General features: G+C 55.3%; 11 protein-coding genes. 10 read left to right on the top strand and 1 reads right to left on the bottom strand.

Annotation, left to right across the window (positions count from 1 at the left end; all coding sequences use genetic code 11):
* The first annotated feature begins 55 nt into the window (after positions 1 to 55).
* A complete protein-coding gene (locus WJU16_RS00080; protein WP_341836283.1) occupies positions 56 to 631 on the top strand; it encodes a hypothetical protein in 576 nt (191 codons plus the stop codon).
* A gap of 331 nt (positions 632 to 962) precedes the next feature.
* Here WJU16_RS00080 and WJU16_RS00075 read toward each other — a convergent pair whose 3' ends face one another.
* Positions 963 to 1,652: an SMUG2 DNA glycosylase family protein gene (locus tag WJU16_RS00075; RefSeq protein WP_341836282.1), complete on the bottom strand. Its 690-nt coding sequence runs from the start codon at positions 1,650 to 1,652 to the stop codon at positions 963 to 965.
* A gap of 291 nt (positions 1,653 to 1,943) precedes the next feature.
* Between WJU16_RS00075 and thrS the strand changes: the two genes are divergently transcribed.
* From thrS to WJU16_RS00030, 9 genes are all read left to right on the top strand, one after another.
* The gene (gene thrS, locus WJU16_RS00070; RefSeq protein WP_341836281.1) at positions 1,944 to 3,887 is read left to right on the top strand and encodes a threonine--tRNA ligase; all 1,944 of its coding nucleotides are present in this window, start codon (positions 1,944 to 1,946) and stop codon (positions 3,885 to 3,887) included.
* Positions 3,888 to 3,985: 98 nt separating this feature from the next.
* Positions 3,986 to 4,744: a translation initiation factor IF-3 gene (gene infC / locus WJU16_RS00065; RefSeq protein ID WP_341836280.1), complete on the top strand. Its 759-nt coding sequence runs from the start codon at positions 3,986 to 3,988 to the stop codon at positions 4,742 to 4,744.
* A gap of 141 nt (positions 4,745 to 4,885) precedes the next feature.
* Positions 4,886 to 5,860, top strand: coding sequence for a cation diffusion facilitator family transporter (locus WJU16_RS00060; protein ID WP_341836279.1), 975 nt, complete (start codon positions 4,886 to 4,888; stop codon positions 5,858 to 5,860).
* A 41-nt stretch (positions 5,861 to 5,901) separates the two neighbouring features.
* Positions 5,902 to 6,591, top strand: a complete 690-nt coding sequence (locus WJU16_RS00055) for a response regulator transcription factor (RefSeq protein ID WP_341836278.1) — start codon at positions 5,902 to 5,904, stop codon at positions 6,589 to 6,591.
* 6 nt (positions 6,592 to 6,597) lie between these two features.
* A complete protein-coding gene (locus WJU16_RS00050; RefSeq protein WP_341836277.1) occupies positions 6,598 to 7,974 on the top strand; it encodes a HAMP domain-containing sensor histidine kinase in 1,377 nt (458 codons plus the stop codon).
* A 68-nt stretch (positions 7,975 to 8,042) separates the two neighbouring features.
* Entirely contained in the window at positions 8,043 to 9,308 is a 1,266-nt protein-coding gene (locus WJU16_RS00045; protein WP_341836276.1) for a TolC family protein, read from the top strand.
* Entirely contained in the window at positions 9,305 to 10,402 is a 1,098-nt protein-coding gene (locus WJU16_RS00040; protein ID WP_341836275.1) for an efflux RND transporter periplasmic adaptor subunit, read from the top strand. Before WJU16_RS00045 ends, WJU16_RS00040 begins: the two co-directional genes overlap by 4 nt.
* A 4-nt stretch (positions 10,403 to 10,406) precedes the next feature.
* A complete protein-coding gene (locus WJU16_RS00035; protein ID WP_341836274.1) occupies positions 10,407 to 13,508 on the top strand; it encodes a CusA/CzcA family heavy metal efflux RND transporter in 3,102 nt (1,033 codons plus the stop codon).
* Positions 13,509 to 13,533: 25 nt separating this feature from the next.
* Entirely contained in the window at positions 13,534 to 13,716 is a 183-nt protein-coding gene (locus tag WJU16_RS00030) for a hypothetical protein (RefSeq protein ID WP_341836273.1), read from the top strand.
* Positions 13,717 to 13,766: the final 50 nt, after the last annotated feature.

The raw sequence follows: 13,766 nt of genomic DNA, 5'->3' as shown, positions 1-13,766 counted from the left end.
AACCCGCAAAGATAGTCAATTTTTTCCATCTATATTTGTTGGAAACTAGGTTCATATGGGCAGGAAAATCTGGATATGGGGTTTGACGGCGGTTTTTTCCGCGGCGGCCTGTACGCAGCCGGCCAAAGCGCCGGCGGGGGAAGGGGAGAACCCGGTGGTGAGTTTTGAAAAGGTGGAGATCCCGGCGGTGCTGCAGGATTCGCTGCGCCGGGTGATGGAGAGTTACTCGGTGCTGACGGGCGCGCTGGCGGCGGGAGACACCCTGCTGACCGACGCGGCGGCGGCGATCATGAAGCGGCGGCTCGACAGCCTGCCGTTATATACATCCGGATTGGATTCCGTACACGCGGGAGCCCTTGAACTGAATACGGGCAGCATTGCGGCGGAGCTGGCGGCGATGCCCCTGGAGCACGGGGGACTGGAAGGGCGGCGGCATTCCTATGAAATGGCGTCGGAGCAACTGTTCGACCTGCTGCGGCAAACGGGCGCCGTGTCGGGGGGGATGTACCGGTACCATTGCCCGGAGGCTTTTGGCGGGCACGGGGCTTACTGGCTCGGAGGCGATACCATCACGGTGAACCCTTATGGCGTCAAAGCCGTTTGCGCCGTCCCGAAAGATACGATCCGGTGACGCGGTTGGTACGGTTACAGTACGGTATCCCTGCTAAGTCCCTACTGAGCGGGTATGGAGTGCATGCAGGGCTATTGCTGGGCCTGTTGGCAAATATGTTGCCTATAGTGGCAATAGTGACAAGTCCGGGTGAGAAAAAGGGGCGGGAATGTATATCGATGTAGGTAAATGAGGGGTAAAAGTGTAGTTACTTCATCGTAACAGCATGGTAACTATAGGGTTACTGCAAACCAACTTACATGCTGATATACCTTTGATATACATTTACCCCTCTTTATACCTATAGTAACCTTACTGTTTGTATACAGTAACTAAGGCACGGCCTCCACGATTACTCCGCAAACGCCCTCAGGTATTTATCTATATATTCCTGCTTGCTTTTCAATTTATATTGCATGACGAAGCGGGGATGTTCGAGGGGGATGAGTTTTTTGAAGAACCCTTCCGCCGCGTTCACCTGCTGCACGAACGCCGCGTTTTTGCCCGTACCTAGTACATAAGCCACCTCCCGGTCGAGCCCGAATTCCACTTGTTTGCGGAGGCTTTCGACCATGAAAGGGTAAACGGCCGCGGTGAGGGCTTTGCTGTCATAGTAGTTATAATTCACTTCTTTTCCGCCCGGCTTCTGGATGGTGAACCCCAGCGGACACATGGACCCGATGTAGAAATCGCGGTAAAACGCCTCCGGCCCGCCGTAAGCGGCGATCACGTCGTACACAAATACGGAAGACACTTCGTAGGATTTGAACCCCGGGTACGTAATACCGCAGGGGTCGGCCAGGCGCGCCGAGTCGGTAAATGGGACGCCGGAGAGCGCCGCACCGAAGCGGCCGGGGTTGATGCCGATGATCATCCGGCGGCGGTGGCCGTCGCTGTAAAATTTCCGGTAGAAAGATTCCATCACGGGGATGACCGAAGGGTTCTCCGCAAAGGGGTTCATGATGCGGATGCCCGCCGGCAACCGGCCATGATAGGAGAGATGCGTGTTGAAATGAATGATCTTGTCGGCCAGCGTCTTCATCCGGTAAAAATAGGAGAATCTACCTTTAATCTACCTCTAATCTACCTGTAATCTACGTCTTAACTACCTGTTATCTACCTTAATCTACATCAGAGGCTGTCGGGAGCGCCGGCAAACTGGGTGCCTGGGCGAAAATTCCGGAGTAAAAAAGGAGCTGCGCGGCGGTGGCAGTCCATTTATCGTAATTCGTGTTTATCTGTATGCGATTGGTTTTTGGAAGACATACACCATATTTCCTAAATCGTAATTGATTTTGTAATTTCGCATGCATTTTATTTGAGAAAAGGATTTATGATCAACATTACATTCCCGGATGGCGCTGTAAGACAGTATGAGCAAGGCGTAACTGCACTGGACATCGCAAAATCCATCAGCGAAGGGCTGGCCCGCAAGGTGCTGGCGGCGAAGATAAACGGTCAGGTGGTAGACGCCACCCGCCCCATTTCGAAGGACGGCGCATTGCAGCTGCTGACCTGGACGGATGCGGACGGCAAGGCGACCATGTGGCACTCTTCTGCGCACCTGATGGCGGAAGCGCTGGAAAGCCTGTATCCGGGAGTGAAATTCGGCTACGGTCCCCCGCTGGAAAACGGCGGCTTCTTCTACGATGTAGACCTGGACGGCCGGCAGATCTCCGACGAGGAGCTTCGCCAGCTGGAAGCCAAAATGAACGAACTGGCCAAACAGAACAACGCCTACGTCCGCAAAGACGTATCCAAGGCGGATGCCATCGCTTACTTCAAAGCGAAAGGCGACCCCTATAAACTGGACCTCCTCGAAAAGCTGGAAGACGGCTCCATCACGTTTTACACGCAGGGCGCCTTCACGGACCTCTGCCGCGGGCCGCACATTCCCAATACCGGCTTCATCAAGGCCGTAAAACTCACCAATATCGCCGGGGCTTACTGGCAGGGCAACGAAAAAAACAAGATGCTGACCCGCATATACGGCATTACGTTCCCTTCCCAGAAAGAGCTCGACGAATACCTGGTGCTGATTGAGGAAGCAAAAAAACGTGACCACCGCAAGCTGGGCAAGGAACTGGAACTGTTCGCCTTCTCCGAGCGCGTGGGCCTGGGCCTGCCACTGTGGCTGCCTAAAGGCGCCATGCTCCGCGAGCGCCTGCAATCCTTCCTCCAGCGCGCCCAGGTAGAAAGCGGTTACCTTCCCGTGGTAACCCCGCACATCGGCAGCAAACAATTGTACGTGACCTCCGGGCACTACGAGAAATACGGTAAAGACAGCTTCCAGCCCATCCATACGCCCGAAGAAGGCGAGGAATTCCTGCTGAAGCCCATGAACTGTCCGCACCACTGCGAGATCTACAAAGCTTCCCCGAAGTCTTATAAAGATCTGCCGGTGCGCCTGGCCGAATTCGGCACGGTATACCGGTACGAGCAGCACGGCGAGCTCCACGGGCTTACCCGCGTGCGGGGCTTTACCCAGGACGATGCCCACCTTTTCTGCCGCCCCGACCAGGTGAAAGACGAGTTCATCAAGGTGATCGACCTGGTGCTGTACGTATTCAAAAGCCTCAACTTTACGGATTATACCGCCCAGATTTCCTTGCGCGACCAGGAAGACCGCAGCAAATACATCGGCACCGATGAAAACTGGGAACGCGCCGAGCAGGCGATTATCGAGGCGGCAGCCGAAAAGGGGCTCCGCACGGTAGTGGAATACGGCGAAGCCGCATTCTATGGCCCGAAACTTGATTTCATGGTGAAAGACGCCCTCGGCCGTAAATGGCAGCTGGGTACCATCCAGGTGGATTACAACCTGCCCGAGCGCTTCGAACTGGAGTATATCGGTCCGGATAACAAACCGCACCGCCCCGTGATGATCCACCGCGCGCCCTTCGGTTCGCTGGAACGCTTCATCGCCGTGCTGATCGAGCACTGCGCAGGCAAGTTCCCCCTGTGGCTCACGCCGGTACAGGCCAAAATCCTGCCGATTAGTGACAAGTTCGTGCCGTATGCAGAAAAAGTCGCTGAATTGCTTAAAAATGCCGAAATTCGCGCTGAAATTGACGACCGGAACGAAAAGATCGGCAAAAAGATCCGCGAAGCGGAATTAGCCAAGATTCCCTACATGCTGGTGCTGGGAGAAAAAGAAGAGACAGACGAGAAAGTGGCGGTACGCCGCCAGGCGAAAGGAGACCTGGGCACCATGGATGTACAAGGATTTATCAACCTGGTGCAAGATGAAGTGATTAATCGTAAACCATTTGAATAATCTTTTTGTTCTAATAAAACAATTTTAACCAATGTGTGGTATGCCGGTTTAAACTAGTCCACCGTCAGCACCATTCTCTTTTAACAACAAACATTTTAATGCAACAAGGACCAAGACCAAATTTCAGGGGCAGAAACCCCAACTTCAGAAGAGAACAACAACAGGAACATCGTACCAACAGGATGATCCGTGTTCCGGAAGTAAGGCTGGTGGGCGACAATGTTGAGCCGGGTATTTACAGCACGGAAGAGGCCATGCGTATGGCGCAGGACCAGCAGCTGGACCTGGTGGAAATCTCCCCCAACGCCGCGCCGCCGGTTTGCCGGATTATCGATTATAATAAATTCCTTTACGAGAAGAAGAAAAAGGAGAAGGAAATGAAGGCCAACGCTCACAAGAGCGAGGTAAAGGAAATCCGCTTCACGCCCAACACCGACGATCACGACTTCGACTTCAAAGCCAAGCATGCCGAGAAGTTCCTCAAGGAAGGCAACAAGGTGAAAACTTACGTGCAGTTCAAGGGCCGCGCCATCATGTTCAAGGAGCGCGGAGAACTGATCCTGCTGAAATTCGCCGAACGCCTCGCCGAAGTAGGCGCCCTCGAAGGCATGCCGCTCATGGAAGGCAAACGCATGATCGCCATCTTCGCTCCCAAGTCGAGCAAGAAGGCCGCCAAAGCGCCGAAAGAACCGAAGGAAGGCGGTGAGCAACAAGCACCCAGGGAACCCCGTGAGCCGCGCGAACCCCGCGAGCAACAACCGCAGCAGCCGCAGCAGCCGCCCGTTCGTCGTCCCATCGAGATCAAGTACGCCACGCCGGCTCCCAAGCCCAACACCGACAACAACAGCGGCAACTAACACCTGCCCGCTTTTTATAGAGCTGACCGGAGCCACCGCTGCCGGTCAGCTTTCTTTTTTCCCAAAAGGGATGCATCCTGTTTACAGGTCGTTTGACAGTTTTTCGCTTTCTTTGTTCTATCTACAACAAATCTCCCCGAATTGATCAGAAAGGAACTGCGGATCATCCTGCTCTCCCTGGGCATCAGCCTGTTGCTCACCGTCGCGAAGTTCGCGGCATACTTCCTCACGCACTCTGTCGCCATCCTGTCAGACGCGCTCGAATCCATCATCAACGTTGTTGCCGGGGCGTTTGCCTGTTACAGCATTTACCTATCGGGCAAACCTAAAGACGAGAACCATCCTTACGGTCACGGCAAAGTGGAGTTTTTTTCCATCGGCTTCGAAGGCGCGATGATCTTCATCGCCGGCATCCTGATCCTTTTCAAAGCCGGACAGTTCTTTTTTGTGCATCCCGGATTGGAGCAGATCGACAACGGTTTGTGGATGATCGGCGGCACCGCGGCGGCGAATCTCCTGGTAGGGCTTTACCTCATCCGCTCGGGCAAAAAACTCGGTTCCATCACGCTCTCCGGCAACGGGCAGCACCTTCTCACGGATTCCTACAGCTCGATGGCCCTCATCGCCGCCCTGCTGGTGCTCCGGTTCACGGGGCTCGTCTGGATCGATCCGCTGGTATCTGTTTGCATCGCGGCGCTCATCCTGCGGAAAGGTTACCAGCTCATGCGCCAATCGATCAGCGGGCTGATGGACGAAACCGACATGAAAGTGGTGGACCGCGTCGCGGATATCCTCAACCGTAACCGCCGCGCGGCATGGATCGACGTACACAACATGCGCGTGCAGCAATACGGCAACAACTATCATATCGATTGCCATGTAACGCTGCCCTGGTACATGAATCTCAGCGAAGTACACGAAGAACTGAAATTCATGGAAACGACCGTCGACCGCGAGCTTGGCGGCCATGAAACGGAGTTCTTCATCCACCCGGATCCCTGCATCCCCGAAAGCTGCCGCCGCTGCCAGATCGACGACTGCAAGGTGCGGCAATTCCCCCGCGAAACAAGGATCGAATGGTCGAGGGCCAACATGCTCCCCAACCGCAAACATTAACCCAATCCGCCCGTTTATTCATTTTTTCCTAGATTAGCGCCATGCAAAGGATACTGATCGTTGAAGATGAAGTGAAAGTTGCCAACGCCGTGAGAATGGGGCTGGAGGAAAACGGATTCGAAGTGGAAGTGGCTTACGACGGCCGGATGGGCAAGAGCCTCGCCGTTTCCGGCGAATTCGACCTGGTCATCCTCGACCTCAATCTTCCCCACAACAACGGATACGAAATTTGCGAAATCATCCGCCGGCGGAATATGAAAGTACCTGTCATCATGCTCACCGCCCTCGGCGGCATGGACGACAAGATGCAGGCCTTCGAACTGGGTGCAGATGATTACCTCGTCAAACCCTTCGACTTCCGCGAGCTGTTGGCGCGCATCCGCGTGTTCCTCAAAAGAGCCGGCGCGGAAGTATCCCATCACCGCAACGACAAGCTCCTGATCGGCGACCTGGAAATCGACCGGGAACGGAAAGAAGCCTGGCGCGCCGGGAAGAAGATCCCTCTCACCGCCAAAGAATACCAGCTGCTCGAACTGCTCGCCCTGCACAAAGGGAAAGTCATTTCCAAAATGACCATCGCCGAAAAAGTCTGGAACATCGATTTCGATACCGGCACCAACGTGATCGAGGTGTACATTAACTTCCTCCGGAAAAAAATCGACAAAGACTTCGATGTAAAACTGCTGCATACCAAAACGGGCATGGGGTACTTCCTGTCCGACGAATCCTGACCTTTCTTGAAGATCAAATACAAAATAGCGATTTACTATACGCTGTCGGCCGCCTTCCTGCTGATCGCGTTTGCCGTGCTGGCGTATTACTTCTCCGCCAAATCGCGCCGCGACGAGTACCTGGAGCGGCTGGAATACCGCGCACGCTCCATCGGCAGCGTAATCATCGAAAACGACCAGGTGCAGATCGGGCTGCTGCGGAAGCTGGACAAAACCACCTTCCAGGACCTGTACCAGGAAACGATCCTCGTGTACAGCGACAAATACGATCTGCTCTATACCAACGTGAGCGACACGGCGCTGCGTATGCCGCGGACGCTGCTGGACCATATCAAAAAAAACGGGTCCTTTATCCGGAACGAATCCGAAGGGGAGCTGGCTGGCATTTATTATACGGAAGACAATATCAGCGTGCTGGTGCTCGTGTCCTCGTTCGACAAATACGGTTTCCAGAACCTGCAGAACCTGCGGCGCATCCTGTTCCTGGAACTTGTTGTGGGCGTGGTGCTGCTCGTGGGCGTGGGGTATTTCTTTGCCAGGAAGATGGTGCAACCGATCGACCGGCTCGTGGAGCAGGCGGATTCCATCAATGCCAACAACCTGCAGGATACGCGGGTGGAGATCAAAGGCAGCGACGAGATCGCGCAGCTGGGGGCCAACTTCAACACCATGTTGCAGCGCCTGAGCCATTCCTTCGATTTGCAGAAGAGCTTTGTGAGCAACGCCAGCCACGAATTGCGGACCCCGCTGGCGGCGATCATCAGCCAGTTGCAGGTGACGCTGGCCAAAGAGCGGAGCGGTGCGGAATATGAGACCGTGCTGCAATCGGTGCTGGAAGACGCGGAGGGATTGTCGGAATTGACAAACGGGCTGCTGCAGCTGGCGCAATCTGAAATGAACCGGGCGGAATTCGCATTTACGCCCGTGCGCGTGGATGAGCTGTTGTGGGATACGGCGGATTTCGTGCGGCGGAAATGGAAATCGGTGGGGAAGGTGGACATCCAGTTTTTACGGGAGCCGGAGCAGGACGAGATGATTACCTGCAACGGGAATGAAGCGTTGTTGCGCATCCTGTTCATCAACCTGCTGGATAATGCCTGCAAGTTTTCGGAAGACGCCTCCGCGCGGGTGATTCTAGATTTTAACGACAAGTACATCCTCGTACATATGAAAGACCGCGGGCCGGGGATTCCGGCTTCGGAACAAGAGAAGATCTTCGAACCTTTTTACCGGGGCACCAATGCCCAGCAGGTGCGGGGGCACGGCCTGGGATTGTCGATCTGCCGCCGCATCACCGATCTGCACAACGGCCGCCTCAGCGTATTCTCTATTCCGGGCGAAGGCAGCACGTTTACGGTGCAATTGCCGCATATCGTGGCTTAATGTTGTTTTTAAGGACTTTTTAAGTTGCTTTAAAGGCGGGTTTAATGCCCGTGCGGGAGCTTTGCATCATGAAAAGGCTCCTCGTTCTCCCGTTTATTTTTTTCCTGACCTTGAAGGGATACTCCCAGGAAGCCCGCAGGCTGACGCTTGCGCAGGCCGAAGGGGAATTCCTGCAGCGCAACTTCCGGCTGCTGGCCGAACGGTACCGCGTCAACGCTGCGGAGGCGCTGGTGGACCAGGCGAAGAAATGGGATAACCCCACGCTTTCAGGAACGTTAGGCTTCGGTTCCCTGGACAAGGTGCAGCCTTTTCATATCGGCGGCGGCGGACAGCTTGAAGGCACAGTGGAACAGATCATACAAATGGCAGGCAAACGCAACAAGCAGGTGCAATTGGCACGGTGGAACGCGGCAACGTCCGCCGCCGCTTTCTCTGAACTCATGCGCACGCTCCGCCTGGAACTGCGCAGCAGTTATTATCAATTATATTTTCTGCAGGAGTCTGAAAAAACGCTCCGCGACCAGCTCGCCAATCTCCAGCGCATCCTGGAAGCTTACCGCAGCGCCGATGCCAGCGGGAGCGTGGCGCATGCCGACGTGATCCGGCTGCAGGCCCTGCAGGTAGGGATCGCCAACGATTATTCGGATCTCCGCCAGCGGGAAATGGAAGTCTCCCTGCGCCTGCAACTCCTGGTGGGCAGCAGCGAGCCGGTAGCGCCCGTGGCCGATCCCGATGTGTTACAACGATATAAAATGGGTTTCTACACCCTTCAATCCCTCACAGACACCGCCCTCGCCAACCGGCCCGATCTTATGGTTGCCAGCCACCAGCTGGAAGCGGCGAAAATGAACCAGCGGCTGCAGAAAGCCCTGGCAGTGCCCGACCTGCACCTGGGCGCGGCATACGACCGCAAAGGTAGTTACATCGATAATTTCATCGGGTTGACGGTAGGGGTAGACCTTCCGCTCTGGAACCGCAACCAGGGCAATATCCGCGCCTCCGCGCAGGAAGTGAAAGCGCAATCGGCCGAAGTGGACCAGCAAAAACTCACCGTTGCCGCCGAAGTGGCGAACGCATTGGATAAGATACGGTTCCTGGAAAAAGGGACGGAATGGCCGGACCTCAAATCCTTCAACGCAGAATACACCCAGCTGATCGAACAGGTGGCGGCCAATTTCCGGAAAGGGAACATCTCGCTGCTGCAATTCATCGATTACTTCAACAGCTACAGCGAGCATATCCTCCACGCGAATAAATTCCTCAGCGACCGCGTCCTGGCTTATGAAGAGCTGAACTACACCACTGGTACGCAATTATTCAACACTCCGCAATGAAACGCATGAAACCATACACGCTTCCCCTGCTGATCGCCGCCGCTGCGACTGCTTTCGGCGGATGCCGGCAATCCCTGGCGGAAGATACCGACAAAACGACCTTCGCGCTCAGCGATACCATGCTGGCCTCCATCCGGATCGATACCACGGCCATCCGCCCCGTGGAAAGCGAACTGCGCCTCTCCGGCAAAGTGACGCCCGATCTCGGTAAAGTCCTCAAGCTATATCCCATCGTGAGCGGATATGTGAAAGACATTAAAGTACAGCTCGGCGATTATGTGAAGAAAGGACAGATCATCGCCGTGATCCAGAGCGGTGAGATCGCCGACTACGATAAACAGCTGGCCGACGCCAATTCCGACCTGGCCATCGCGGAAAAAAGCCTGAAAGTAGCCCAGGACCTTTACCAAAGCCAGCTGGCCACGGAAAAGGACGTGCTCAACGCGGAAGAAGAGCGCAACAAAGCCACCGCGGAGATCGGCAGGCTGCATGAACTTATGCGGCTTTACCGCAAAGGCAGCGGCTCTACGTCCATCGTTACGGCGCCTATCAACGGCTATATCATCGAAAAGAATATTAATAATGGTATGGAAATGCGGGCCGACAACAGCGCGCACATGTTTACCATCTCCGAGCTCGACGAAGTCTGGATCATGGCCAACGTATTCGAAACGGATATCGCCCGGGTGAAGGAAGGCTATCCTGCCGATATCTCCACCATCAGTTATCCCGACAAAATCTTCCACGGGCAGATCGACAAAGTGTACAACGTGCTTGATCCGGAAACGAAGACCATGCAGGTGCGGATCCGCCTGTCCAACGAAGGCATGCTCCTCAAGCCCGAGATGTTCGCCACTGTGCTGCTGAAGTACCGCGACGGCAGCGAGATGCCCGCCATCCCCAGTTCGGCCGTCATCTTCGACAAGGGCAAGAATTTCGTGATGGTGTTCCGCGACCGGTATAACATCGATACCCGCGAGGTGTCCGTCGCCAAGTCGCTGAACACCGTTTCCTACATCAGCCGTGGCCTCCAGCCGGGGGAGCGGGTTATTTCCAAAAACCAGCTGCTCATTTACGACGCACTGAACGAATAGACGCATGAACAAATTCATTAGAAACATAGTCGGATTTTCGCTCCGGAACAGGTTCTTCGTGTTCTTTATGCTGGCGGTACTCACCATCAGCGGCGTGGCGGCCTACCTGCACACGCCCATCGAAACCTTTCCGGACGTAACCAATACCCAGATCGTCATCGTAGCGCAATGGAACGGGCGTAGCGAGGCGGAAGTGGAACGGTTCGTCACCACGCCCATCGAAATCGCCATGAACGGCGTGCAGAAGAAAACCAGCGTGCGCTCCACCACCATGTTCGGGCTGGCGGTCATCAAAGTGATGTTCGAAGACGAAGTGGAAGACTTCTTCGCCAGGCAACAGGTCAACAACATGCTCATGAACGTGTCGCTACCGGAAGGCGTAGACCCGGAGGTGCAACCGCCGTACGGGCCTACCGGGGAAGTGTACCGGTACTGGCTGAAAAGCCCGCACCGCGACTCCCGCAGCCTGCTCACCTATCAGAACTGGGTAATCGACCGGCAGCTGCGCAGCGTGCCCGGCGTAGCGGACGTTGTGGCTTTCGGCGGTCAGGAAAAAATCTATGAAATCACCGCCGATCCCATCAAACTCGCCAAGTACGACATCACGCCGCTGGAGCTCTACCATGCCGCTTCGCAAAGCAACATCAACGTTGGCGGCGACGTGATCGAGAAAAACGGCCAGGCATACGTGGTGCGCGGGATCGGGCTGCTCGACAATATCGAAGACATCGAGAACATCATCATCGAAAACATAGACGGAACACCCATCCTTGTTAAAAACGTAGCCAGCGTGCGCGAGGCCTCGCTGCCCCGCGTTGGTCAGGCCGGGCTCGACGATATGGATGATATCGTGGAAGGTATCGTAGTGATGCGGAAAGGAGAGAACACCACCGAAGTGCTCGCCCGGATCAAAGACAAAGTGAAGGAGCTGAACGAAAAAGTGCTGCCTTCCGACATCAAAATGGAAACCTTCTACGACCGCGACGTGCTCATGGATTATTGCACCACCACGGTGATGCACAACCTCATGGAGGGAATCGTTTTCGTGACGGTGATCGTGTTTATCTTCATGGCCGACTGGCGGACCACCCTCATCGTGGGTATCGTGATCCCGCTGGCGCTGCTCTTCGCCTTCATATGCCTCAAGCTCAAAGGGATGAGCGCCAACCTGCTCAGCATGGGCGCCATCGACTTCGGGATAATTATCGACGGGGCGGTCGTCATGGTGGAAGGCATATTCGTGATGCTCGATCATAAGGCGAAGCATTTCGGGATGGAGAAATTCAACCGGATGGCGAAGCTGGGATGGATCAAGAAGACAGGCGGCGAGCTGGGAAAGGCGGTGTTCTTTTCCAAACTGATCATCATCGTATCGCTGGTGCCGATCTTTTCTTTCCAGAAAGTGGAAGGAAAGATGTTCTCCCCGCTGGCCTGGACGCTGGGCTTCGCGTTGCTGGGCGCCCTGTTGTTCACGCTCACGCTGGTGCCGGTGCTTACTTCCATTTTATTGAATAAAAACGTCCGCGAGCGCAACAACCCCGTGGTGAACTTTGTGAACCGCATCGTGATGGCGGGTTTCAACTGGACGTATGCGCATAAAAAACTCACCCTTTTACTGGCGGTATTGTTCATGGGGGGCAGCTTCGGCTCCGCGAAATTTCTTGGCTCAGAATTTCTCCCGCAGCTCAATGAAGGGGCGCTGTGGGTGGAGGCGAAGCTCCCCATGAGCATGTCGCTCAACGAAACCAATGAATTCGTCCGCAAGTTCAGGCAGGAGCTGCGGAGTTTCCCGGAAGTGAACAGCGTGCTGTCGCAAACGGGCCGTTCCAACGACGGTACTGATCCCAGCGGGTTTTATTACGCGCAGTGCCAGGTGAACCTCAAGCCCAAATCCGAATGGAAGCGCAAGATCACGCAGGAACAGCTGGTGGAGGAAATGGACAAGAAGCTCCGGCAATACCAGGGCATCGTGTACAACTACTCTCAGCCGATCATCGACAAGGTAGCGGAAGCGGTAGCGGGTATCAATGCCAGCAACGCAGTGAAGATTTACGGGGAAGACCTCGAAGAGCTTGACCGCATCGCCAACCAGGTGATGGCGCAGATGACGGGCATTAAGGGCATCCGGGACATGGGCATCCTGCGCAATATCGGCCAACCAGAGATGATCGTGCGGCTGAGCGACACCAAGATGGCGCAATACGGCGTTAAAACGGCCGACGCGCAGGCGGTGATCGAAATGGCGATCGGCGGGAAAACGGCCACGCAGCTTTACGAAGGCGAGCGCAAATTCGATGTGCGGGTGCGGTACGACGCGGATTACCGGAAAGACGAAGAAGACCTGCGCAACCTCATGGTACCCACGATGGACGGCAAGAAGATCCCCCTCAAAGAGATCGCGTCCGTGTATACGCAGACCGGCCCGGCGTTTATTTACCGGGACAACTCGCGACGTTACATCGGGGTGAAGTTCTCCGTCCGCGACCGCGACCTGGGCAGCACGGTAGCCGAAGCGCAAGGCAAGGTGAACAAGGCCATCCAGTTGCCGAAGGGTTATTCCATCAGCTGGACGGGTGAGTTCGAGAACCAGGAGCGGGCCACGAAGCGCCTCGGACAGGTGGTGCCGGTGAGCCTGGTGGCGATCTTCATCATCCTGTTCATCATGATGGGCAGCGTGAAAGACGCGGGTCTGATCCTGATGAACGTACCGTTCGCGCTGATCGGCGGCATCCTCGCATTGCACGCCACGGGCATCAACTTCGGGATATCGGCCGGCGTGGGCTTCATCGCGCTGTTCGGCATCTGTATACAGAACGGGGTGATCCTGATATCGGTGTTCCATAAGAACCTCCAGGCCCGCATGCCCCTCAACGACGCCATTCGCCGAGGCGTGGAAGAAAGAATCAGGCCGGTGGTGATGACCGCCCTCATGGCCGCGATCGGGCTGATCCCGGCGGCGGTGAGCACAGGCATCGGATCGGAAACGCAGAAGCCGCTGGCGGTAGTCGTAATTGGCGGGCTGATCACCGCCACGGTGCTGACGCTGCTCGTCTTCCCCCTGATTTTCTATTCCGCATACCGGAAACGTTATTCCAAAGTGATTTGATTTTTCACATATAAAAACAAACAAAATGAAAAAGATCATGTTTCTGATGGCCGCCGCGATGATCATTACGGGTGGCATGACCGCAACTTTCGCGCAGGAAAAACCTGCGGTGAAAACCGAAAAGGTGAAACACGAAGCGAAAGCGGGACATAAGAAAACCGCCAAACATCATCACATGGCGAAACAGTCGGTTAAAAAGGCCGGATAAGTTTTAAGTTACAGGTTTTAGTTCGCATAACAGGTTGATAGAAAATACCG

The organism is Chitinophaga pollutisoli, assembly GCF_038396755.1.
Lineage (GTDB): Bacteria > Bacteroidota > Bacteroidia > Chitinophagales > Chitinophagaceae > Chitinophaga > Chitinophaga pollutisoli.
Note: the sequence above shows the minus strand (reverse complement) of the source record. Positions and strands in the feature narration are given on the sequence as shown.

What these genes read in the sequence shown, in the direction of transcription:
- WJU16_RS00080 (WP_341836283.1), top strand. Translation starts at nt 56, where the DNA reads ATGGGCAGGAAAATCTGGATATGGGGTTTGACGGCGGTTTTTTCCGCG.
- WJU16_RS00075 (WP_341836282.1), bottom strand. Translation starts at nt 1,652, where the DNA reads ATGAAGACGCTGGCCGACAAGATCATTCATTTCAACACGCATCTCTCC.
- thrS (WP_341836281.1), top strand. Translation starts at nt 1,944, where the DNA reads ATGATCAACATTACATTCCCGGATGGCGCTGTAAGACAGTATGAGCAA.
- infC (WP_341836280.1), top strand. Translation starts at nt 3,986, where the DNA reads ATGCAACAAGGACCAAGACCAAATTTCAGGGGCAGAAACCCCAACTTC.
- WJU16_RS00055 (WP_341836278.1), top strand. Translation starts at nt 5,902, where the DNA reads ATGCAAAGGATACTGATCGTTGAAGATGAAGTGAAAGTTGCCAACGCC.
- WJU16_RS00045 (WP_341836276.1), top strand. Translation starts at nt 8,043, where the DNA reads ATGAAAAGGCTCCTCGTTCTCCCGTTTATTTTTTTCCTGACCTTGAAG.
- WJU16_RS00040 (WP_341836275.1), top strand. Translation starts at nt 9,305, where the DNA reads ATGAAACGCATGAAACCATACACGCTTCCCCTGCTGATCGCCGCCGCT.
- WJU16_RS00035 (WP_341836274.1), top strand. Translation starts at nt 10,407, where the DNA reads ATGAACAAATTCATTAGAAACATAGTCGGATTTTCGCTCCGGAACAGG.
- WJU16_RS00030 (WP_341836273.1), top strand. Translation starts at nt 13,534, where the DNA reads ATGAAAAAGATCATGTTTCTGATGGCCGCCGCGATGATCATTACGGGT.